A 23,576-nucleotide genomic window follows, 5' to 3' on the forward strand; every position below is an offset into this window, starting at 1 on the left:
ATGTCGTTATTCTGGGTGGATCAGCCGAAGCGACCCGTGATGTAATCCTGCGTTTCCTTGCGGGCCGGATTCATGAAGATCTGGTCCGTTTCGCCGAATTCCACCAGTTCGCCCAGGTACATATAGGCAGTGTAGTCGGAGCAGCGCGCCGCCTGCTGCATATTGTGCGTCACGATGGCGATCGTGTAATCCTGTTTCAGTTCGCTGATCAGCTCTTCCACTTTCGAGGTCGAGATCGGGTCCAGCGCCGAGGTCGGCTCATCGAGCAGCAAGACGTCCGGCTTCACGGCCACGCCGCGCGCGATGCACAAACGCTGCTGCTGGCCGCCCGACAGCGACAGGCCGCTCTTGTTCAGCTTATCCTTGACTTCGCCCCACAGCGCCGCCTTTTTCAGGGCCCACTCGACGCGCTCGTCCATCTCGCCTTTCGACAGGTCTTCATACAGGCGCACGCCGAAGGCGATGTTGTCATACACGGACATGGGGAACGGCGTCGGCTTCTGGAACACCATGCCGACCTTGGCGCGCAGCATGTTGACGTCCTGGTCCGCGTCGAGCACGTTGCGGCCGCGGTACAGGATCGAGCCTTCCGCGCGCTGGCCCGGATACAGATCGTACATGCGGTTCAGGGTGCGCAGCAGGGTTGACTTGCCGCAACCGGACGGGCCGATGAAAGCCGTGACCTTCTTTTCGTGGATGTCCAGGTTGACGTTATGCAAGCTTTGCGTTTTGCCGTAAAAAAAGTTCAGGCCCGAAATCTCGATGGTTTTTTTCTTTGGTGCCAGGTCTTGGGCTGGGTTCATTTGCGTATTCATATGGGTTCGCTTCGCTCGGTATCTGTTTAATTAGGGACTTTTTGGCTGAACACGGTGCGCGACAGGATATTCAAGGCCAGCACGCTGAAGGTGATCAGCAATGCGCCGCCCCAGGCCAGCGAGCGCCAGTTGTCGTACGGGCTCATCGCGAACGATGCGATGACGGACGGCAAGTTGGCCATCGGCGCATTCATGTTAAAGCTTTGGAACTGGTTATTCAGGGCCGTGAACAACAGCGGCGCCGTTTCGCCGGCGATGCGGGCCAGGGCCAGCAGCACACCGGTGATGACGCCGGCTTTCACGGCGCGCAAGCGCACCAGGGTGGCCACCTTCCAGCGCGGCGCACCGAGGGCAAACGCGGCTTCCAGCAGGCTGTTCGGTACCAAACGCAGCATATTGTCCGTCGTGCGCACCACCACCGGCACGGCGATCAGCGACAGCGCGATGGCGCCCGCGTAACCGGAGAAGTGTTTCACGTGGGCCACGTACAGCGCATACACAAACAGGCCGATGACGATCGATGGCGCCGACAGCATGATGTCCGTCACAAAGCGCGTCACTTGCGCAAACTTGTTTTCTTCGCCGTATTCGGCCAGGTAGATGCCGGCCAGGATGCCGATCGGGGTGCTGACGACAGTCGCCAGGCCCACCATCAGGGCGCTGCCGACGATGGCATTGATCAGGCCGCCGCCTTCGCTGCCGGGGGCCGGCGTGGTTTGCGTGAACAGGTCGATCGATAGCGCGCCGAAACCCTTGATCACCAGCGTGAACAGAATCCACACCAGCACGGCCAGGCCCAGGGCCATGGCCGCCACCGACAGGGCGATGCCGATGCGGTGCATCAGCAGGCGCTTGCGGTAGACAGGATTCATGGCCGGCTTGGCCGGAACGTCGTGCGTGCTAACTTGGCTGAGTTGGCTCATTTCGTGCCTTCCTTGCGGGACATGCCTGCCAGCATCAGCTTGGCGGCGGATAAGACGATAAAGGTGATGACAAACAGGATCAGCGCCAGCGAGAACAGCGACGCGACGTGCAGCTCGGATTGCGCTTCGCCGAATTCGTTCGCCAGCAGCGAGGTGATGCTGTTACCGGCGGCAAACAGCGACCACGACAGCTTGTTGGCATTACCGATGACGAAGGTCACGGCCATGGTTTCGCCCAGCGCGCGGCCCAGGCCCAGCATGACGCCGCCGACGACGCCGGTCTTGGTGTATGGCAAGACGATCTTGCGCACCACTTCCCAACGCGTGCAGCCCAGGCCGTATGCGGATTCTTTCAGCACGGCAGGGACGATCTCGAATACGTCGCGCATCACGGAAGCGATGAAGGGGATGATCATGATGGCCAGCACCAGGCCGGCCGTCAGCAAGCCGATGCCCATCATGGGGCCGCTGAACAGCTGGCCGATGACAGGCACGTTGCCCAGCGTGGCTTTCAGGATAGGTTGGACATGGTCGGCAAACAGGGGCGCAAACACGAACAGGCCCCAGATGCCGTAGATGATCGATGGCACGCCGGCCAGCAGCTCGACAGCCGTGCCCAGCGGGCGGCGCAGCCAGGCCGGGCAGATTTCCGTGAGGAACAGGGCGATGCCGAAGCTGACGGGAAAGGCGATCAGCAGGGCAATCACCGACGTCACCAGGGTACCGATGATGGGGATCAGGGCGCCGTACTGGTCATTGACGGGGTCCCATTCCGCGGACACGATGAAGTGCAGGCCGAAGGTCTTGAAGGCCGGTATCGATTCCATGATCAGCGAAATGATGATGCCCACCAGGACGATCAGCACCGACAGGGCGAACAGCATCGTCACCTTGTGGAACAAAAAATCCTGGATGCGCTGCTTGCGCATGGTGGAAAGCATTTGCGCGTGACTGATGGAATCGGTCATGGTGCCGCCTGGCATGGGGATCGTGGAGGAGGTAGATTGTGCGCTCATAATGTGCCATGTGGGTGGTACTGCAGGTACGGCTATTTTTATTTTGCTCTTTTAGCCGGGAACGCCTGCAAGGGCTTGCGGGCGGTCCTGGCTAACTCCCTGCCCCGCCGTGCTGCTGGCGGAGGGACAAGGATAGGTACTTCAGTATGCAGACTATCGGATTAGTAAATTGCTTTGCCCGATGCATCTTTCAGGTTGGCTTTCCACGATTCCTGCACCAGTTTCACGACCGATGCCGGCATCGGCACGTAGTCCAGTTCGACGGCAGCAGGGCCGCCGTTCTTGTAGGCCCAGTCGAAGAATTTCAGGACTTCTTTAGCCTTGGCTGCGTCAGCCTGGACTTTATGCATCAGGATGAACGACACGCCCGTGATAGGCCAGCTGTTCTTGCCAGCCTGGTCGGTCAGGACCACGCCGAAGCCCGGGGTCTGCGTCCAAGGTGCCGAAGCGGCTGCTGCCTTGAAGTTTTCGTCGTCAGGCTGCAGGAAGTGGCCGTCCTTGTTTTGCAGCTGGGTGTGCGACATCTTGTTTTTCTTGGCGTAAGCCCACTCGACGTAGCCGATCGAACCCTTGATACGCTGCACGTTGGCGGCGACGCCTTCGTTACCTTTGCCGCCCACGCCCACGGCCCATTTCACAGCCGAGCCGGCGCCGATTTTCGATTTGAATTCCGGGTTGGTTTTCGACAGGAAGTCGGTGAACAGGAAGGACGTGCCCGAACCGTCGGCGCGGTGAACCACGGTGATTTCCGTATCCGGCAGCTTGACGCCACTGTTCAGTGCGGCGATCTCAGGCGCGCTCCACTTGGTGATCTTGCCCAGGTAGATGTCGCCAACGACTTTACCCGTCATTTTCAGCTGGCCTGGGGTTACGCCGTCCAGGTTGACGATGGTGACCACGCCGCCCATGATGGCCGGGAACTGCATCAGGCCCGCTTCTTCCAGCTCTTCCGCCTTCAAAGGCATGTCCGAGGCGCCGAATTCAACAGTCTTGGCCTTGATTTGCTTGATGCCGGCGCCGGAACCGACGGACTGGTAGTTCAGGCCGTTGCCGGTATTGGCTTTGTAAGTCTCGGCCCATTTGGCGTAGATCGGGTACGGGAAGGTAGCACCAGCACCTGTCATATCTGCCGCCATGACGGAAGCGGAAGAAAATGCCATCGCTGCCGAAGCACCCACGACGATAAATTTGAACATTTGCTTCATTTGCATATCAAGTCCTCAGGGTTGTTAGGGCTCAAAGTCCCGGTTGAATGCTGCGCAGTCTAGCAAGCGAATATGACAGCTTTATGACATGGGTAAAAAATCCTGAAATAATTGGCTACGCCCCGAGAATTGCCCTTTTCGACGTGAAAAATGACAGGACGGGCGACGCTTTATGACAGCTTATGTCACGCTTACGTCATATTTCATGATTACACTCACAGCGCGTCATACATGATGAAATACGGCTAGAATTAACTATCTGCAAAGACAAAAGAATATGAAACCTGAACTGCACATGGAAGTGACCAAATCGGGCATCCTGCTTGACCGCGAACTGTCGCAACTGACTTTCAACCGGCGCGTGATGGCCCAGGCGGAAGACCCGAACATTCCGCTGCTCGAGCGCCTGCGCTACCTGTGCATCGTCAGCAGTAACATGGATGAGTTCTTCGAGGTGCGCGTGGCCAGCCTGCTGGCGGCCGGCAGCATCGGCGGCACACTGGCGGGCCACCCTGCCCTGGCGGCCAACCTGGAGCGCATCGGCAAGGAATGCCATGCGCTGGTGGAGCGCCAGTACGAGATATTAAATAGCGAAGTCTTGCCGGCCCTGCGCGAAGCGGGCGTGCATCTGCTGCGCGACAGCGACCGCAACGAGGCGCAGCGCGCATGGGTCAAGCAGTATTTCGACCGCGAAGTGCGCCCCCTGCTGACACCGATCGGCCTGGACCCGGCGCACCCCTTCCCGCAAGTGGTGAATAAAAGTCTCAATTTCATCGTTTCGCTGAGCGGCAAGGATGCGTTCGGACGCGGCACGGCGATCGCCATCGTCAAGGCGCCCCGTGTCTTGCCACGCGTCATCAAGCTGCCGGACGACATTTCCGGCGACGGCGTGTCCTTCTGTTTATTGTCCTCCGTCATCCATGCGCACATTTCGGACCTGTTCGCCGGGCGCGAAGTGATCGCCTATTCACAATTCCGCGTCACGCGCGACAGCGACCTGTGGGTCGATGAGGACGAAGTCAAGAACCTGCGTCAGGCGTTAAAAGGCGAACTCGTGGGGCGCCAGTTCGGCACCTCCGTGCGGCTGGAAGTGGCGCGCAATTGTCCGCCAGAACTGTCGCAGTTCCTGCTCGACCAGTTCAACCTGGATCAAAGCCGCCTCTACCGCGTCAACGGCCCCGTGAACCTCGTGCGGCTGTCGGAAATGATCGACCACGTCAAGCAGCCCGAGCTGCGCTTCCCGCCGTTCTTCCCGGGCCTCGCGCATAAAGCCATCGGCAACGACATCTTCGCCGCGCTGAACAAGCACGACATCCTGCTGCACCATCCCTATCAGTCGTTCCAGACGGTAATCGACTTCATCCGCAGCGCCGCCTACGACCCGTCCGTCGTCGCCATCAAGCAGACGATCTACCGCACGGGCATGAACTCGGACCTGATGGAATCCTTGATCACGGCCGCGAAGATGGGCAAGGAAGTGACCGTCATCGTGGAATTGATGGCGCGTTTCGACGAAGAAGCCAATATCAACTGGGCCGACAAGCTGGAACAGGCGGGCGCGCAAGTCGTCTACGGCGTGGTGGGACTGAAAACCCATGCCAAGGTGGCGCTCGTCATCCGCCGCGAGGACGGCGCGCTGCGCTTCTACGCCCACCTGGGCACCGGCAACTACCATCCCACCACCACCAAGCTGTACACGGATTTCGGCTTGCTGACGGCGAACCAGGACCTGGCCGTGGAAGTGAACGAAGTCTTCATCCACCTGACCAGCCTGACCAAGCCGCACAACCTGAACCATTTGTGGCTGGCGCCGTTCGGCCTGCAAAGCGAGATCATCAAGGCCATCCGCAACGAGGCGAAGATCGCCCGCGCCGGCCGGCGCGGACGCATCATCGTGAAAGTCAATGCGCTGGTCGATGAATCCGTGATTCGCGCCCTGTATGCGGCCTCGACCGATGGCGTGAAGATCGACCTGATCGTGCGCGGCGCCTGCACCCTGAAGCCGGGCGTGCCTGGCCTGTCGGAAAACATCAAGGTGCGTTCCGTGATCGGCCGTTTCCTTGAGCACAGCCGCATTTACTATTTCCGCAACGACCTGGCGCACGATGTCTACCTGGCCAGTGCCGACTGGATGAGCCGCAACCTGTTCCGCAGGGTGGAAGTGGCCTTTCCCGTGCTGGACCGGGCGCTGAAACGGCGCGTGATCGCCGAGGGCTTGAATCCGTATTTGAAGGATAATACGAATGCATGGGAGCTGGAGCCGACGGGCCACTACGCGCGCCGCAAGCCGCGCGGCAAGCAAACGCCGTTCAGCGCCCAGCAGTATTTGATGCACACACTGGGCACGCCGGGCGCGGAGGTCGGCGAATAGGCAACTCTACACACAGGAGCACAGCATGGATCTCATCTTGTGGCGACACGCAGAAGCCGAGCCGGGCCTGCCCGACCTCGAACGCGCCCTGACCATCAAAGGTCAGAAGCAGGCGCGCCGCATGGGCGAATGGCTGGCCTCGCAACTACCGGAAAATTGCCGCATCCTCGTCAGCCCCGCCCTGCGCACCCTGCAAACGGCGGAAGCGCTGGGGCGCAAGTTCAAGCTGATGCCGGAACTGGCGCCGGGCGCCGAGGCGGAAGACATCCTCAAGGCGGCCAACTGGCCCGGCGGCAAGGAAAGCGTGCTCATCGTCGGTCACCAGCCCACCCTGGGCCAGGCGGCCGCCCTGCTGCTGACGGGCGAGGAGCAGGAATGGGAAATGCGCAAGGCCAGCGCGTGGTGGTTCTCGCAGCGAGAATTAGGCGACCCGATCAGCGTCTATTTGAAGGCCGTGATGGCGCATGATCTGGTGGTGAAATAAGGGGAAATGCGCAAGGCCAGCGCAAGGATGGACAGGTTCTCGCAGCGAGAACTGGGCGACCCGATCAGCGTTTATTTGAAGGCCGTGATGGCGCATGACTTGGTGGTGAAATAGGCCACGGGGTCGTAAAACAGCTGAATGCGCAAAAAGTGCGCTGGGACAAATACTGGTAGGAATTACAACTCAGCAGCCTTGTAAAGCGCTGCCGATCTGCTAGAGTTTAATTGCATCAACTACGTGCAAGAGCCTTGCTCCGGCACATTGAGCAACCCAGCGGACGGCCGTCCAACGGCGGCCGAAAGACCATGTTAATCACCTTCCTCGTTTTTCTCTTCATCGCCATCTTCGCCGCCATCATCGGCTTCGTCGCCTTTGAACTGATCGAAGAAATGCGCGGCAGTCACCACAAGCTGATGGACCGCTACCACGAGTAGTGTTCACCTCGGCAATATCGCATGGCGCCAGTGACGGCCTACAGGCCCGTCCCTCGCGCCATCCTTGTTTTTACACTCCCGTCTTGAATTTCGTATAAATGCGCGTCATCAAGCGGCGGATATCGGCCGTGGTCGCCTCTGGCGCCGCCATGCGCTGCTTGTCGGCATCCGACAGGAAGATGGCCTTGTTCTCGCCGATATCCTTGCGTACATACTTGATGCTGGCCGGATTCGGATTCGCGTAGAACACCTTGTTGCTCAGGCTGGCATGCACTTGCGGACGCAAAATGTAGTTGATGAACAGGTGCGCATTGTTCGGATGGGGCGCGTCGGCGGGGATGGCCATGGTATCGAACATCAGCGCGGCCGTCTTCGGCACCAGCACCTGGATCACATTGCCATTCTTCGCCTCGATGGCGCGCTGGCGCGCGATATTGATGTCGCCCGACCAGCCCAATGCGACGCAAACGGAACCGTTGGCCATGTCGTTGATGTAGCCTGATGAACTGAACAGGGTCACGTAGGGGCGGATCGCCTGCAGCACCTTGCCCGCTTCCTGGTAGTCGGCGGCCGTTTTCGAGTACGCGGGCTTGCCCAGGTATTGCAGGGCGGCCGGCAGCACTTCCGACGGCGAGTCGAGGAAGGACACGCCACACGCTTTCAGCTTGGACGCGTATTTCGGGTCGAAGACCAGGTCCCAGGCATTGTCGGGCATGGGCATGCCGCCCAACGCGGCCTTGACCTTGTTGACGTTGATGCCCACCGTCGTGTAGCCCCATAGCCAGTCGACCAGGTAATCGTTGTTCGGGTCGATCTTCGACAGCTTGGCTTGCAAGTTCTGGTCGAGGTTGCCCAGGTTCGTCAGCTTGCTCTTGTCGAGTTTGCGCAGCAAGCCCGCATCGATCTGCAGGCGCGCCCACTGGGCCGTCGGCACCACGATATCGTAGCCGGACTTGCCCGCCACCAGTTTCGCATTGAGGATTTCGTTATTGTCGAAAACGTCGTAGCGTACCTTGATGCCCGTTTCCTTCTCAAAATTCTTGATCGTATCGTCGCCGATATAGTCCGACCAGTTATAGATGTTCAGGACCTTCTCTTCCTGGGCCTGAGCGTGGGCAGGCAATGCCAGCACGGCCGCCGCCAAGGTCAGTCCCACTCCAATGCGCCGCCCTGCTTGCCATGTGTTTGCCATCGTACCGCCTCCGAAAATTAGTCAGAAAATAGTGACGATGATAGCAAGAAGGGCGCGATCAGGTCTAGCCCGATCGCGCCCTGCCTGAGGACGTCTAACAAAACCTACTGCGCGTCGCGCTTTGCGGCCTGCGATGCTCACCGTACTAGAGTACGGTTGCGCTTCTCTGCCACAAATCACTGCCGCTCGCTACGGTTTTGTTAGACGTCGCAAATCTTCCTCACTGCGAATGCAGTGAAACTGGAGGCAGACCCGACGGGGGAAGCTACCCCCAATGAAATAGCTTCCAATCCCGCAGGGACTGACCAGAGAGCATTACACCTTGTCCAGCCCCACTTGCGCACCCGAAAATACCAGGTTGCCGTTCTGGGCGTCGATGCGGATCTCGTCTTTCGGGCCGAACTTGCCTTCCAGGATCAGCTTCGACAGCGGATTTTCGATCTGCTGCTGGATCGCCCGCTTCAAAGGACGGGCGCCATACACCGGGTCGTAGCCCGCTTCGGCGATTTGCTGCAGTGCCGCGTCCGTCAAGCTCAGCTGCATGTCCATGCGCGCCAGGCGTTCTTCGAGAATCTTCAGCTGGATCTTCGCGATCGCGCCGATGTTTTTCTCGTCAAGGCCGTGGAACACGACGATTTCGTCGATGCGGTTGACGAATTCGGGACGGAAGTGCGAGCGTACCTCGGCCATCACGGCCAGCTTCACGACACCGGGATCATCGCTTTCCATCGCCTGGATTTTATGCGAACCCAGGTTCGAGGTCATGATGATGACGGTATTCTTGAAGTCCACCGTGCGGCCCTGGCCGTCCGTCATGCGTCCATCGTCGAGCACTTGCAGCAGCACGTTGAAGACGTCAGGGTGGGCCTTCTCGACTTCGTCGAGCAAAATTACGCTGTACGGCTTGCGGCGCACGGCTTCCGTCAGGTAACCGCCCTCGTCGTAACCGACGTAGCCGGGCGGCGCGCCGATCAGACGGGCCACGGAATGCTTCTCCATGAACTCGCTCATGTCGATGCGGATCATCGATTCTTCCGTATCGAACAGGAAGGTCGCCAGCGCCTTGCTCAGCTCGGTTTTGCCGACGCCCGTCGGTCCCAGGAACATGAAGGAACCATATGGACGGTTCGGGTCGCTCAAGCCGGCGCGCGAGCGACGGATGGCGTCCGCCACGGCCGTGATCGCTTCATCCTGGCCCACGACGCGCTCATGCAGCTTCTCTTCGATATGCAACAGCTTGTCGCGCTCGCCCTGCATCATGCGCGACACGGGGATGCCCGTCGCGCGCGACACCACTTCGGCGATTTCCTCGGCGCCCACTTCCGTGCGCAGCAGTTTCGGCTGGTCGGGATCGCGTTTCGGGATGCCGCTGTCAGCCTGCTTGAGCTGGGCTTCCAGCTGCGGCAGCTTGCCGTATTGCAATTCCGACACTTTCTGCCAGTTGCTCTCGCGCGTCGCCTGCTCCATCTGCAGCTTGACTTGCTCGATCTCTTCCTTGATGTGCGTGCTGCCTTGCACCACGGCTTTTTCCGCCTTCAGGATTTCCTCGAAGTCGTTGTATTCGCGTTGCAGCTTGACGATTTCTTCCTCGATCAGGCCCAGACGGCGCAGCGACGCTTCGTCCTTTTCCTTCTTGACGGCTTCGCGTTCGATCTTCAGCTGGATCAAGCGGCGTTCCAGCTTGTCCATCACTTCCGGCTTGGAATCGATCTCGATCTTGATCTTCGCCGCCGCTTCATCGATCAGGTCGATCGCCTTGTCGGGCAGGAAGCGGTCCGTGATGTAGCGGTGCGACAGCTCGGCGGCGGCGATGATGGCCGCGTCCGTGATTTCCACCTTGTGGTGCAGCGCATACTTATCCTGCAAGCCGCGCAGGATGGCGATCGTCGCTTCCACGGTCGGCTCGTCGACGAGCACTTTCTGGAAGCGGCGTTCCAGCGCGGCATCCTTCTCGATGTACTTGCGGTACTCGTCGAGGGTGGTCGCGCCCACGCAGTGCAGCTCGCCGCGCGCCAGCGCCGGTTTCAGCATATTGCCGGCATCCATCGCGCCGTCGGCCTTGCCCGCGCCCACCATGGTGTGCATCTCGTCGATGAAGACGATGGTTTGCCCTTCATCCATGGCCAGTTCCTTCAGCACGGACTTCAGGCGCTCTTCGAACTCGCCGCGGAACTTGGCACCGGCAACCAGGGCGGCCATGTCCAGCGCCAGCACGCGCTTGCCTTTCAGCGACTCGGGCACTTCGCCATTGACGATGCGCTGCGCCAGGCCTTCGACGATGGCCGTCTTGCCCACGCCCGGTTCACCGATCAGCACGGGATTGTTCTTGCTGCGGCGCTGCAGGATCTGGATGGTGCGGCGGATTTCATCGTCGCGGCCGATGACAGGGTCGAGCTTGCCCTTGCGCGCCCGCTCCGTCAGGTCCAAGGTGTATTTTTTCAAGGCTTCGCGCTGGCCTTCGGCCTCTTGCGAGTCGACCTTGTTGCCGCCGCGCACGGCGTCGATGGCCGCTTCCAGGGCCTTGCGGGTCAGGCCGTTTTCGCGCGCCAGCTTGCCGCAGTCGGACTTGTCGTCCGTCATGGCCAGCAAGACCATTTCGCTGGACACGAACTGGTCGCCCGCCTTTTGCGATTCCTTGTCGGCCAGGTTCAGCAAGGCCACGAATTCGCGGCTGACCTGTACGTCGCCGCCCGTGCCCGATACCTTCGGCAAGCGTTCGATCGAGGCGCCCAGGGCCTTGGACAGGCCGCCCACGTTGACGCCGGCCCGCTGCAACAGCGAACGGGCGCCGCCGTCGTCCTGGTTCAACAGGGCCGTCAGCAGGTGGACTGGTTCGATATAGGGATTGTCGTTACCCACGGCCAAGCTTTGCGCATCGGCCAGGGCTTCCTGTAATTTGGTAGTGAGTTTGTCTTGTCGCATGAAAAGCGCTCCCGGTTAATTAGTTGTTAACCAAATTGGGGTGAGGCAGTACTTTTCAAGCATACACAAAGCAGAAAACTGATGCATTCTTGCAAATGCAAGCGTGCGCGGCTGATACGCCTCAAATAGCGCTGGCTTTTGCCGTCCATTTGTCCAGCGCCGTCTCGTCGCTGTCGCGCGCATCGACCCAGCGCGCGCCTTCCGGCGTGTCTTCCTTCTTCCAGAACGGCGCTTCCGTCTTCAGGTAGTCGATGATGAATTCGCAGGCGGCGAAGGCCTCGCCCCGGTGGGCCGACGAGACGGCCACCAGCACGATCTGCTCCTGCGGCAGCAATGGCCCCACGCGGTGGATCACCAGTGCGCCGGACAGGGGCCAGCGGCCCCGCGCCTGCTCGACGATGGCTTCGATGGACTTTTCCGTCATGCCCGGATAGTGCTCGAGTTCCATGGCCGCCACGTCCAGCCCTTCGTTCATGTCGCGCACCGTGCCGACAAAGCCGACGACGGCGCCCACCTTGGGGTTGCCTGCACGCAATTGTGCAATTTCTTGACTCAAGTCAAAATCGGCTTGCTGGACGCGGACGGAAGTGCTCATTTGGCATGGCCTCCGATACGGCGCAGCAGGGTTTCGATACGGCTGGCCGTCCGCGCATCGGTGGCGGCGGCGATCGCGCACAGTTGCATCAGCTGCGACACTTGCGTGAGCGGCTTCTGGCCCGATTTCAGCGACGATTGCAGCACTTCCACCTGCATTTTCAGGCGGTCGCGGGCAAATTCGGCGCCGCTGTCGACGCCGGCGACGATTTCCAGGCGCAACACTTCATCGCGCAAGCGCTCCTGGTTGGCCTGCAATTGCTGCACGTAGGCGGCGTTGCCCTCGCCCAGTGCCGCCTGGGCGGCGGCAAAGCGCTGCTGCAGGCTGCGTTCATATTGCGTGTCCAGCGCTGGCAAGGCGCTCCAGCGTTCGGACCAGCTGGCCGCATCGGCGCTGGCGTCGCCGTCCGCCAGTGCGGCTTCGAGCGATTGCACCAGGCGCAGCTTGTCGCGCAGGGCGTTGGCCTGGGCCGCACCGGCGCGCTCGGCGATGGCGTCCGCTTGCGCTTGCACGCCAGCCACAGCCGCCTGGTAGCGCTGCTCGATCTTCGCTTCGCTGGCGCGCGGCACGGGACCGGTGGCGTTCCAGGCGGCGCGCGTGTCGCGCAGCAAGTGGTGGATGAAGGCCGTGCGGGCCTTGTCGTCGCCCTCGGGCACGACGGCCGTTTCCAGGCTGGCGCACAGCGCTTCGCGTGCATGCAGGTGTTCGCGGCGCTCGTGGTCGGCCGCGTGGGCCGTTTCCTTGCGCCTGGAGAAGATATCATCGCAGGCGGCGCGGAAGCGCTGCCACAGCGCCTGTTCCGCGCGGCGCTCCAGCGGCAGGGCTTTCGCCAGTTCCTGCCATTTGTCCTGCAAGGCTTTCAGCATGTCGACCGTGTTGCGCTCCGATGGTTTGAGCAAGCCCACTTCGACGATCAATTGTTCGCGGCGCGCCGTCTCGATCTGGCGCTGCGTATCGAGCGGCTTCGACAGGGCGTCCAGCGCGGCGCCGAACTCCGCATCCAGGCGTTTCTTTTCCTTGCGGTCGATGGTGCCCAGGCGCGTCCACGCCTGGCGCAAACGCTGCGAGGCGGAGGCGACGTGTTTCCAGTCGGTACTCTCTTCGGCCGCCAGAGCCGCCGTTTCCGCGATCAGTTCCTGGGCCTTGGCCGCATTGCCGTGGCGCTCTTCGGCCAGTTGCTTGAAATGCTGGGCCGCCGGCGCGTACGCCAGGCTGCAAGCGGCGTCGAAACGTTCCCACAGGGACTTCGGTGCCGGGCCGGACAAGGTATCGAGCGACTTCCAGCGCTCGCGCAGGCTGCCCACTTTCTTGGCCAGCTCGGCCATTGGAAGTTCTTGCGCCGGCAATTCCTCGCCCGCCTTGACCAGCTCTTCGCGCGACACGTTGCCGCCCCAGCGCGCCCAGTCGGCCAGGCGCTTGAATTCTCCACGCACATGTGCCAGGCGATCCGCTTGCGCAGGTGTCAGGCGGCCGTGTTTGCTATCGCGCAAAGTCTTGTCATGCTCGGAAGCCACGTGCAACAAACCATCCTGCAGCGCCGCTTCCATGGCGTCGAGCACCTTGAAGAACTGCTCCGTCGCTTCTTTCGACACGGGCGCGTGCTCCTGGCGCGGCTTGCGCAGTACAGGTATCGGCTCGGCATGGGCCGCTGCGGCCTCTGGCGCCGCCGACTGCACGGGCGCCGGCGCGCTGGCCAGCACGGCCGCAAATTGCTGCTGCAGGCTGTCGGACAAACTGGATTCAGGCAGGCGCGGCAGGGCTTGCCACGCGCGTTTCAGGCTATCCACGTCGAGGGTGGCGGCGTCCTGCGCCTGCCATTCGGCCAGCGCGGCCTGACGCGCGTCGAACAAGGCCTGGTGCTGCTGCAGCGCTTGCAAGGCGGACTGCGCCTGTTCGCGCGCCTGGATGAAATCGCTTTCCAGGTGTTTCGGCAGCGAACCGCGCTCCGGCGATTGCGCATGCTGCGCGTGTTCCACATCCAGGCGGGCCAGCGCCTGCGCCAGTTCCGCGGCGGACTGGCCATTGCTGGCCAGCGCGCGCATGGCACCCACGGCGTCGATCACGGCGCGCTGCAACACCACTTGCGCTTCCAGGCGGGCGGCCAGCGCGGCGCGCGCGGCGGCAAAGGCGGTCTCCAGTTCGGGCGTGGCCTTGATGACTTGCCATTGGCGGTCCAGCTCGGCTACCTGGTTCGGGCTCAGCTTGTCATCGTTCAACAGGCGCTGGGCTGTGTCGATGCTGGCCTGGGCGCGTTGCGTCTCGGCCGCCTGGTGGCGGATCAGGTCGATGCGCCCCTGCATCAGCTTGGCAACGCGGCGGTCCGTATTGCGCATGGCGTGGTGGACTTTTTCCAGCAGGGGCAAGGCATGGACGTGTTCGGCCGCGATCAGGCGGGCATCGGCAAATTCGCTGGCCAGGATGAATTCACAGGCGGCGGCTTCGTCGCCCGCCACGGCATGGGCACGCGCAACCTGTTCGGCGCGGCGCGATGCGCTCTGCGCCGAGGCGGCGGCCTGTTCTGCCACGACAGGATCGGGGACGGCAGTCTTGCTGGCAGAACGCTTGAAGAGAAATTCGAACATGACGGGTTTCGCGTGGATCAAAACCACCATCATAACAAAGCCCGGGGTATTGCATCGGACAGGACTGAACAAGTTATCAAATGAATAAAGCGAATCTTTTTCCTCTATTTTTTCCTATGACAGCTCGCCAGCGACCATACCCAAAGTGCCCACAGCAGACTCCGCTTGTCGGGGTGTGCGCTCGCTACCCGTTCAAGCCTGCGCACGCAGCGGCTGTGCCGCCACCGGCAACGCGGACGCGGCGCCATCGGCTGCCGTTTCAGCGCCGCCGGTTGCCGGCAGCGGCGCCGGCAAAGGCACGGGCAAAACAAAGGGCAGCACTTGCGCCTTGCCACGGCGCGCTTCCTGCGCGCGCGCATCGTGGGCGAGGAACTGGTAGGCGATGGCAAACCACGCTTCGCCCACGATGACCTTGCGGGCCAGCGCGAACAGTTCGCGCTCTTCTTTTTCCAGGCGCTGCAGCAAGGCCGCGCAAAAGGCGTCGATGGCCGCGCACAGCTGCTCGGCCTGCAATTCGGAATGGTCGAAGGCGGCGCCCGCGCGCTGCTGCACCACATTGATGCTTTCCAGCGCCACGTGGTTCAAGCCATTGATTTCATCGAGCAAGCCGTCCGCATGGGGCGCAGCCTGGCGGATGGCGGGCACCAGATACATCTCCACCTTGCGCCAGTAGCCGCCCTGGTACAGCCGGCTCAGCCAGTCGCCCGTGTACTGCAGTTGCGCCAGGCTCAGCCTGCTCTGCTGGCGCAGTTGCACCTGCATGTATTTTTGAAATGCCAACAAACTCATGCGGATACTTGCCTGTTCTACCGACAGGGAAACCAATATATATGTTGCCGTAAGCATGCACTCACTCCCGAAAATGCGCTGGATGTCTGATCCTGGAAGTGAAAGTGTAAAGACTACCGACAGGGGGCGGTTTGATCCTGCACAAACCCGCGGCAAGCCCCCGCGCTTTCTTTTACGGCGCGCGCAAGCCGATATACAGGTTGACCACGCCCGGCTCTTCCGATGGCGTGACTGCGCCGCCAAAATTTTTCACCAGCCGCTGCATGCCCTTGTTGCGCGCCATCGCCTCGCCCACCAGCGCTTCCGTGCCGCGGCTGCGGAAGTAGTCGACCAGCTTTTCAAACAGGATATGGCCCAGGCCCTTGGCTTTCAGGGCCGAGCGCACGGCGATGGCGAAATCGGCGTGAATATTGTCCGGGTCGGCCACGGCGCGCACCACGCCCAGGGTTTCCGGCTTGCCGTCCGGGCCTGTGTGCGTGGCGATGAAGGCCATGGCGCGGTCGTAATCGATCTGCGTCAGGCGCGCCAGCTGCGACACGGGCAGCTCGCGCATCGAGGTAAAGAAGCGCAGGCGCACGTCGTCCGGGTCCAGCGCGTGGAACAGGTCCATATGCTGCGGCGCGTCTTCGGGGCGGATGGGGCGCAGCAAAATGGATTGCCCCATCCACGTCACGCGCTCTTCCAGCTCTTGCGGATACGGGCGGATGGCCAGGCGGTCGCTCTTCTGGCCCGGTTGCAAACGGATGCGCGCGTCGAGGGCGATCACGCCGTCGGCGTCGGCCACCAGCGGGTTGATGTCGAGCTCGGCCAGCTCGCCGATATCGGCCACCAGTTCGGCCACCTGGATCAGGGTGTAGCAGATGGCGTCGATGTCGGCCGGCGGCTGGTTGCGGTAGCCGGCCAGCAGTTTCGACACGCGCGTGCGCGCCAGCATGTCGCGCGCCAGCACCATGTTCAGCGGCGGCAGGCCGATCGAGTGGTCGGCCGTCACTTCGACGGCGATGCCGCCCTGCCCCACCAGGATGACGGGGCCGAAGGCGGCGTCCGTGGTGACGCCGACGATCAATTCATGCGATTGCGGCCGGCGCGCCATCTGCTGCACCGTAAAGCCGTCGATCAGCGCGTCGGGGCGCATGCGGCGCACGCGCTTGAGCATGGCGGCGGCGGCCGCGCGCAGGATGTCGGGCGTGTCGAGGTCGAGCGCCACGCCGCCCACGTCGGATTTGTGGCCGATGTCGGGCGAATGGATTTTCAGCGCCACCGGATAGCCGATGTCCGCCGCCACGGCCAGCGCCTCTTCCACGTCGGCCGCCATGCGCGTCATCGCCACCGGGATGCCGTAGGCGGCCAGGATTTCCTTCGAGCGGCACTCTCCCAGCACCGTCTGGCCGGCCGCCAGCGCGGCGGCGACGATTTCGCGCACGCGCGCGCGGCGCGGCGTGGCCGACATGGGCAGCTGCGCCGGCACCTGCATCAGGGTTTCCTGGTTGCGCCGGTACTGCACGATCTGCATGAAGCCATGCACGGCCTTTTCCGGCGTATCGTAGGTGGGAATCCCGGCGCGGTTGAAGACCTGGCGCGCGGGCGCCACGGTGGTGCCGCCAAGCAGACACGACAGCACCGTGCGCGAGGTGGCCTTGATCAGCGGCGTGACGGCTTCGGCGATGTCGATCGACGAGACCATGGCCGTGGGCGCGTGCAGCAGCAGCAAGGCGTCCGCCTGGGGCTCGTCGAGCAGCGGCTTGATGGCGTCGACATAGCGCTGCACGGGCGCGTCGCCGGGCAAGCCGACGGGGTTGTCGTGCGACCAGCCCCGTGGCAGCGCCTTTTCCAGCGCGATCACGGTATCGGGCGACAGCTCGGCCAGCTTGCCGCCGCTGCCCACCAGCGCATCGGTGGCCATCACGCCCAGGCCGCCGCCGTTGCACAAAATCGCCAGGCGCTCGCCGCGCTGCGAACGGATATGCGTGAGCGTTTCCACCGCGTCGAACAGTTCTTCGGCCGAATACACGCGCAGCATGCCGGCGCGGCGGATGGCCGCGTCGTACACGGCGTCGGAACCGGCCAGCGCGCCCGTGTGCCAGGCCGCCACGGCGGCGCCTTCCGCCTCGCGTCCCGCCTTCAGGACGATGACGGGCTTGCTGCGCGCGGCCGCGCGGGCCGCCGACATGAATTTGCGCGCCGCCTGGATGTCTTCCATGTACAGCAGGATGGCGGCCGTGTCGATGTCGCCGGCCAGATAATCGAGCAGGTCGCCGAAATCGATGTCGTAGCTGCCGCCGAGCGAAATGAACTTGGAAAAGCCCACGCCGTGCGCGTTGGCCCAATCGAGCACGCCCGACACCAGCGCACCCGATTGCGACACGAAGGCGATCTTGCCGCTGGTCGCGCCAAGGTGGGCGAAGCTGGCGTTCAAGCCCAGTTTCGGCACCAGCAACCCCATGCTGTTGGGGCCGAGGATGCGCAGCAGATGCGGCTTGGCCGCCTTCAACATGGCCAGGCGCAGCGACTGCTCGCGCACGGGGTCGAGGCCCGACGTCATGACGATGGCCGCGCGCGTGCCCAGCGCGCCCAGGTCGCGGATCAGCGCCGTGATGGTGGCGGGCGGCGTGCAGATGATGGCCAGGTCCGGCGCCTTGGGCAACTGGGACAGCTTGCGGTAGCATTTCAGGCCCATCAGCTCGTCGTACTTGGGATTGACGGGCCAAATGTCTCCTTGATAGCCTCCCCCCAGCAGGTTGGCGAGGGCGATGGCGCCCAGCTTGTGGTCGCGCGCCGTGGCGCCGATCAGGGCCACCGAGGCCGGCTTGAACAACTTGTCGAGATTACGGATACTCATGTTCTGGCCTCATGGATTGCCGGAATGGCTGCGCCAGTGTATAGGATGCGCTGCCAAAAAAACTTGACCTTGTGGCGCGTTTCGCAAAAAAACCGCGCGCGCCTACCAGCGCGAGCGGTGGCTTTCCGTCACGCCCGCCAGCTGCGCCACGATGCGCTTGGGAGATTGCGCGCTGGTGCGCACCCAGCCGCTGAAAGTGCCGATGGGCTGGATGTAGCGGCTGGCGGCGAGCCACAGGTTTTTATCTTCGCGCCGCGCCCCCTCGGGCTTGAAATGCAGGTCCAGCAGATCGTCGTCCGTCCACACGTGCCAAGGCGCCAGCGGGTTGTCGGGATTGAAGTCGAAATGCGCGCGGCCCAGCGCATACAGCTGGCCATCGAGCCACAGCGCGTTTTCATGCGCGCCAAAATAACCGGCCTGCAGATTGAAACCCAGGTCCAGGCTGTGCGCCGAGGCCCAGCGCCATTCCGTCTCGCGCGCCAGCAAGCCGTTCGAATAGTCGAAACTGGCCACGCCGTCATCGAGGCTGTAGCCCATGGCGCCGCAGCGCACGCTGCCCCACAAGGGCAGGCCGCCCGACTTTTGCGTCGCATGCACGCTGCCGCCCTCGGCCACCGGCCCGATGGCCAGCAGGGTCGGCGCCACGGGCGGGCCGAATTCCGCATCGATGCCGAAATGGCCGCAATCGAGCCGCAAACGGTAGCGCTGCTGCGGCTGCGCCTCGATGGCGATCAGGTGCGAGAGGAAGCGGAAACGGCTGCTGGCACCCGCATGCGGCGCCAGCGTGGCGCACAGGCCGGGGATGCCATCCTGCGAAAAGCTGGCCACGATCTTGCCCTTGTGACGGTCGAAGGCATACGCGAACGCCGTGCTGGTCCAGCCCAGGTCGACGATGGCCACGCCGCAGAACAGGGCGGGCGTGGACAAGGCCACGTAATGCCAGCGCTTGTGGTGGAACAAACGCCAGAGGGCGCCGCGCGCGTGCGGCGACGCCAGCGCGGCCCAGTCGAAGGTGTTCAATTGCCCCGTGTAGCGGCCAAAGCATGGAACTCCATCAGCGTCGAGCAGGTGGGCAGGAGCCGGCGGCAGCATCATGCGGCCCGCCTTGCGGCAGCGCCGCCGTCGTGCAGGGCGGCGGCCAGCTGCGCGCCAAATAGCGCCGGCTGCGCCTGCGCAATGTCAATCTCCGGGCACGCATGCCAGAGCGCCAGCCGCTGCACGGCGCCGGCCACGTCCTGCACCAGGCGGGGACTGAGGCGCACGCCGTCTTCCAGCGCCAGCGACTTGATCTCGAAACGCCCCTGTGCGCGGTGCGCCTTGGCATCCAGCCGCCCCACCAGCGCGCCGCGGCGCAAGATCGGCAGGGTGAAGTAACCATACCGGCGTTTTTCAGCCGGCGTGTAGCATTCGAGCCGGTAGTCGAAATCGAACAATTCCAGCGCGCGGCGCCGGTCCCACACGACGGGGTCGAACGGCGATAGAATCGTCGTCAGGGTGGGCGCCAGCTTGCCGGCCGCCGCGTTGCGCGCCAGTTCCGCATGATCCGCATGCACGTAGACGGCATCATCCCAGCCGGCCACCGCGCAGCGCAGCAGCGCGCCTTCGTCCACCAGCGCCTGCAGATCCTGCGCCAGGCTGGCGCGCGCTTGCTTCGTGCGGAAGTAGTCGCTGATCCAGCTGGCGCGCGCCAGGCCCAGCGCCTTCACGCTGGCCAGCAGCAGGTGGCGCCGCACCTGCTCTTCGGGCGGCAGCAAGCCATCGTGCCAGCCGGGCAGCACGCGCTCGGCCAGGTCGTAATAGCGCTGGAACTGATGGCGCTTGGCGATCATCAGCACGCCCGACGTAAACAGTACCTCCAGCGAGCGTTTTTCCGGCTTCCAGCTCCACCAGCCGCCCACCTTGCCGTCCGTGCGTTCGAAGTCCGCCGAGCGCGCGGCGCCGTTGGCGCGGATGTGCTCGAGCACCGAAGCGACGGCGTCGCCCTGCTCGGCCATCCATTTGACCGAATACTTCCAGCCCATGGCGGCCGGGTCCAGCATGCGGTGGCGGTACAAGCCGTAATCCTCGATGGGCACGAAGCAGGCTTCATGCGCCCAGTATTCGAACAGCGCGCCCTCGGCCAGCAATTGCTCCAGCCACGGCTGCGGATAATCGCCCAGCCGGCTCCACAGCACCAGATACGGGCTGCGCGCCACCACGTGGATGGTGTCGATCTGCAGCACGCCCATCTGCCGCACGGCGGCCAGCACGTCGGCCTTCACGGCCTTCTTGCGGCGCGCTTGCAGCAAGCCTTGCGCGGCCAGGTGCAAGGCGCGCGCGGCGGCCAGCGATAAAGGGGGGAGGTCGGAAGGAATGGGCTGGTGTGGGCTAGGCATAACAGAAAGATACCGCATTCCGCGTGACACTTGCACGTTTTATCGCTATCGGCTTGCCCGGCAACGGCACGCAGCCCGGACGCACGACGCCGCAGCGGACGACAAGCAAGCGCGACGCATTCCCGCCAGCTTGTTAAGAATCTCTTAAGAACTTCTGCGCATGATCCGAAACGAAATATTTTTTGGGAAGCCAGGTTCGTAATTGTTAATGATTCTTATTACTTTCATGATTCCCATTCCCCAAATAAACCAGACCAATAACTAATCCACCTTCCAGGAGTTTGCATGTCCAACCGCACCCGCCGCGCGCACCTGCCGCGTCCCACCACCCTGGCCCTGGCCATGGCCGCCCTGTCCTGCCTGCCGGCCTATGCCCAGACGGGCACGCCTGCCAGCATGCCCGAAGTGGTGGTCTCCGCCTCCGGTTTCGAGCAGGATATCAGGCAGGCGCCGGCTTCCATTACCGTGCTGACGCGTGAAGAGCTGTCGAAGGAGCGCTTCGGCAACCTGACGCAGGCGCTGGAAAGCGTGGAAGGCATCGACGTGGGCGCGGCGGGCGACAAGACGGGCGGCATGAACATCAGCATCCGCGGCATGCCCAGCGACTACACCCTGGTGCTGATCGACGGACGGCGCCAGAACGCGGCCGGCAACGTCACGCCGAACGGCTTCGGCGGCACGCAGACGAGCTTCATGCCGCCGCTGGCCGCCATCGAGCGCATCGAGATCATCCGCGGCCCCATGTCGACCCTGTACGGCTCGGACGCCATGGGCGGCGTGATCAACATCATCACGCGCAAGGTGGGCAAGCAGTGGATGGGTTCCGTCTCGGCTGACTACACTGTGCAGGAAGAATCGGATTTCGGCGACGTGAAAAACGGCCGCTTCTACCTGAGCGGCCCCATCGCCACCGACCTGCTGGGCCTGTCCCTGCGCGGCAGCAAGCAGCGCCGCGATGCGGCCGACATCCGCGTCCCCAACGCGGCCGGCGCGGAAGTGCCCGCCAGCATGGGCGCCAACCCCGTGCGCGCGGACATCGCCAACTTTGGCGCGCGCCTGGCCTTTACGCCAAACCGCTACCACACCGTCATCCTCGACGCCGACGCGGGCCGCCAGACCTACGACAATTCGAACGGCCAGCTGGGCACCAAGACCGTGCAGGGCGGCTACGGTCCCGAGCAAAAATACAACCGCGACCAGTGGACCCTGTCGCACACGGGCCGCTTCGGCTTCGGCACGCTCGACAGCAGCTACATGGTGAACAAGACGGAAACCCTGGGCCGCACGATTCCGCCAGGCACGCCGGGCGCCGTGGCCGGCAGCGCGCGCACCTTGGAAGTGGAAAGCCAGGTGTTTGACACCAAATTGGTCATGCCTTTGGGCAAACACATGGCGACCGTCGGCGCGCAATGGTGGAAAGCGGAAATGACGGATGGCGTGGCGCCAAAGAAATTCGAATTCACGCAAAAAGCCCTGTTCGTGGAAGACGAATGGCAGCTGCTGGAGCATCTCGCCCTGACCTTCGGCGCCCGTTATGACGATCACAGCATCTTTGGCGGCCAGACCAGCCCCCGCGCGTATGCCGTGTGGAACGCGACGCCAAGCTGGACCGTCAAGGGCGGCGTCAGCAAAGGCTACAAGACGCCGCGCGTGGAACAGCTGTCGCCAGGCATCAACGGTTTCGGCGGCCAGGGCACGATCCCGCTCGTCGGCAGCCCGGACCTGAAGCCGGAAACGAGCACGACGACGGAAATCGGCGCCTACTTCGACAACCTGGCCGGCTGGACCGCCAGCGGCTCCCTGTTCAACAATGCATTCAAGGACAAGATCACGACAGGCACGGGCCTCGTCAACTGCGACTACCGCCCGTCGCCGAACCGTCCCGGTTGCGTCAGCTTCGGCAACTGGCCCAACGTCGATGCGTTTGGCCAGTCGGTCAACGTGGATGAGGCCGTCACGCGCGGCGTCGAGCTGAACACGCGCTTCCCGCTGGGCAAAACCTTGTCGGCCAGCGCCAACTACACCTACACGGAAAGCGAACAGAAGAGCGGCAGCAACGCCGGCAAACCGCTGAGCGACACGCCCAGGCACGCCGCCAACGCGCGCCTCTCGTGGGATATCTCGCGCGCATGGAACGGCTGGCTGCGCGCCGAGTACCGCAGCGAGCGCTTCCGCGATCCGGGCACATCGGCTTCCACGCGCGCCGCCAAGGCCGCGCTGGGCGACTACAAGGGCTACACCATGCTGCACCTGGGCACCAGCTATCAGCTGAACCAGCGCGTGACCCTGAACGCGGCCGTGTACAACCTGCTCAACAAGGACTTCATCGACTACCAGCCGTACCGTGGTTCATCGGCGCCGACATTGACTTACGCCAACCGCTACGTCAACAGCCTGGACGGCCGCCGTCTGTGGCTGTCGGCGACTGTCGATTTCTGATCCAGCGGGCGGCCTCTCGGCCGCCTTCGTCAGGCCGCTTTGGGCTTGTCGATGCAATAACCGATCGCATGCACCGTGCGTATCAAGTCCCGCCCCAGCTTCTTGCGCAGGTGGTGGATATGCACTTGCACGGCATTGCTTTCCACCTCGTCCCCCCAGCTGTACAGGTTTTTCTCCAGCTGCTCCCGGCTCAGCACCCGGCCGCCGTGTTCCAGCAGCAATTGCAGGATGCGGAACTCCTTGACCGTCAAGGTCACGGGCACGCCCCCTTGCCTCACCTGCCGGTCGGCGATATCGAGCACCAGGCCGGCGATGCGCTCGCCCACCGTGTCGCGCGCCGTGACGACCAGCACGGCGCCGCTGTAGCCATTGTCGCGCAGCACGCCCAGCGCCTGCATGCCGTCCTGCCCCGGCAAGCCCAGGTCGAGCAGGATGCAGCCATAGTCGTGCAGGCGCACGGCCGTGTGCGCGTGTTCAGCGCTGGTGACCCAGTCGACGGCATGGCCGCCCTGTTCCAGGCCGATCTGCGTGGCGCGGCCCAGTTGCGGGTCGTCTTCGGTCAGCAGGATGCGCATGGGGAAGCGGCGCGGCCCGC

General features: G+C 63.2%; 17 protein-coding genes. 4 read left to right on the top strand and 13 right to left on the bottom strand.

The genetic code is table 11. The features are described 5' to 3' along the window. Positions 1 to 20: 20 nt before the first annotated feature. The 4 genes from pstB to pstS form a co-directional block, all read right to left on the bottom strand. Positions 21 to 803: a phosphate ABC transporter ATP-binding protein PstB gene (gene pstB / locus KY494_RS07035; RefSeq protein WP_373629715.1), complete on the bottom strand. Its 783-nt coding sequence runs from the start codon at positions 801 to 803 to the stop codon at positions 21 to 23. A gap of 38 nt (positions 804 to 841) precedes the next feature. Next, a complete protein-coding gene (pstA, locus tag KY494_RS07040; RefSeq protein WP_100876426.1) occupies positions 842 to 1,738 on the bottom strand; it encodes a phosphate ABC transporter permease PstA in 897 nt (298 codons plus the stop codon). Continuing rightward, complete coding sequence (pstC, locus tag KY494_RS07045) at positions 1,735 to 2,706, bottom strand: phosphate ABC transporter permease subunit PstC (protein ID WP_232730888.1); 972 nt, start codon at positions 2,704 to 2,706, stop codon at positions 1,735 to 1,737. The genes pstA and pstC overlap by 4 nt, the downstream gene beginning before the upstream one ends. 209 nt (positions 2,707 to 2,915) lie before the next feature. Beyond that, the gene (pstS, locus tag KY494_RS07050) at positions 2,916 to 3,965 is read right to left on the bottom strand and encodes a phosphate ABC transporter substrate-binding protein PstS (protein ID WP_219134815.1); all 1,050 of its coding nucleotides are present in this window, start codon (positions 3,963 to 3,965) and stop codon (positions 2,916 to 2,918) included. Between the two features lie 271 nt (positions 3,966 to 4,236). Here pstS and ppk1 point away from each other — a divergent pair, with 271 nt between their 5' ends. From ppk1 to KY494_RS29635, 3 genes are all read left to right on the top strand, one after another. Further along, entirely contained in the window at positions 4,237 to 6,330 is a 2,094-nt protein-coding gene (gene ppk1, locus KY494_RS07055; RefSeq protein ID WP_219134814.1) for a polyphosphate kinase 1, read from the top strand. Between the two features lie 25 nt (positions 6,331 to 6,355). Then, complete coding sequence (sixA, locus tag KY494_RS07060) at positions 6,356 to 6,814, top strand: phosphohistidine phosphatase SixA (RefSeq protein WP_219134813.1); 459 nt, start codon at positions 6,356 to 6,358, stop codon at positions 6,812 to 6,814. A 305-nt stretch (positions 6,815 to 7,119) separates the two neighbouring features. Beyond that, positions 7,120 to 7,248, top strand: a complete 129-nt coding sequence (locus KY494_RS29635; protein ID WP_257224845.1) for a hypothetical protein — start codon at positions 7,120 to 7,122, stop codon at positions 7,246 to 7,248. Positions 7,249 to 7,318: 70 nt separating this feature from the next. On the opposite strand, the gene KY494_RS07065 is transcribed toward KY494_RS29635, so the two are convergent. The 8 genes from KY494_RS07065 to KY494_RS07100 form a co-directional block, all read right to left on the bottom strand. Then, positions 7,319 to 8,440 carry a polyamine ABC transporter substrate-binding protein gene (locus KY494_RS07065; RefSeq protein ID WP_219890414.1) on the bottom strand — a complete coding sequence of 374 codons (1,122 nt, stop codon included), beginning with the start codon at positions 8,438 to 8,440 and terminating at the stop codon, positions 7,319 to 7,321. A gap of 315 nt (positions 8,441 to 8,755) precedes the next feature. Further along, positions 8,756 to 11,362, bottom strand: coding sequence for an ATP-dependent chaperone ClpB (gene clpB / locus KY494_RS07070; RefSeq protein WP_219890415.1), 2,607 nt, complete (start codon positions 11,360 to 11,362; stop codon positions 8,756 to 8,758). A gap of 121 nt (positions 11,363 to 11,483) precedes the next feature. Beyond that, positions 11,484 to 11,957, bottom strand: coding sequence for a molybdopterin synthase catalytic subunit MoaE (gene moaE, locus KY494_RS07075; RefSeq protein WP_219890416.1), 474 nt, complete (start codon positions 11,955 to 11,957; stop codon positions 11,484 to 11,486). Further along, positions 11,954 to 14,539, bottom strand: coding sequence for a DUF349 domain-containing protein (locus tag KY494_RS07080; RefSeq protein WP_219890417.1), 2,586 nt, complete (start codon positions 14,537 to 14,539; stop codon positions 11,954 to 11,956). Before KY494_RS07080 ends, moaE begins: the two co-directional genes overlap by 4 nt. Before the next feature lie 192 nt (positions 14,540 to 14,731). Beyond that, positions 14,732 to 15,328, bottom strand: a complete 597-nt coding sequence (locus KY494_RS07085) for a hypothetical protein (protein ID WP_219890418.1) — start codon at positions 15,326 to 15,328, stop codon at positions 14,732 to 14,734. Positions 15,329 to 15,500: 172 nt separating this feature from the next. Beyond that, the gene (locus tag KY494_RS07090; protein ID WP_258194727.1) at positions 15,501 to 18,167 is read right to left on the bottom strand and encodes a bifunctional acetate--CoA ligase family protein/GNAT family N-acetyltransferase; all 2,667 of its coding nucleotides are present in this window, start codon (positions 18,165 to 18,167) and stop codon (positions 15,501 to 15,503) included. 102 nt (positions 18,168 to 18,269) lie between these two features. Further along, positions 18,270 to 19,262 (bottom strand): DUF2804 domain-containing protein, encoded by a 993-nt coding sequence (locus tag KY494_RS07095; RefSeq protein ID WP_219890419.1) that lies wholly within the window; start codon positions 19,260 to 19,262, stop codon positions 18,270 to 18,272. Further along, positions 19,259 to 20,542, bottom strand: a complete 1,284-nt coding sequence (locus tag KY494_RS07100; RefSeq protein ID WP_219890420.1) for a winged helix-turn-helix domain-containing protein — start codon at positions 20,540 to 20,542, stop codon at positions 19,259 to 19,261. Before KY494_RS07100 ends, KY494_RS07095 begins: the two co-directional genes overlap by 4 nt. 285 nt (positions 20,543 to 20,827) lie before the next feature. On the opposite strand from KY494_RS07100, the gene KY494_RS07105 reads away from it, so the two are divergent. Beyond that, positions 20,828 to 22,981 carry a TonB-dependent receptor domain-containing protein gene (locus KY494_RS07105; protein ID WP_219890421.1) on the top strand — a complete coding sequence of 718 codons (2,154 nt, stop codon included), beginning with the start codon at positions 20,828 to 20,830 and terminating at the stop codon, positions 22,979 to 22,981. A 29-nt stretch (positions 22,982 to 23,010) separates the two neighbouring features. On the opposite strand, the gene KY494_RS07110 is transcribed toward KY494_RS07105, so the two are convergent. Further along, a complete protein-coding gene (locus KY494_RS07110) occupies positions 23,011 to 23,556 on the bottom strand; it encodes a winged helix-turn-helix domain-containing protein (protein WP_219890422.1) in 546 nt (181 codons plus the stop codon). Positions 23,557 to 23,576: the final 20 nt, after the last annotated feature.

The organism is Janthinobacterium sp. PAMC25594 (genome assembly GCF_019443505.1).
GTDB lineage: Bacteria > Pseudomonadota > Gammaproteobacteria > Burkholderiales > Burkholderiaceae_D > Janthinobacterium.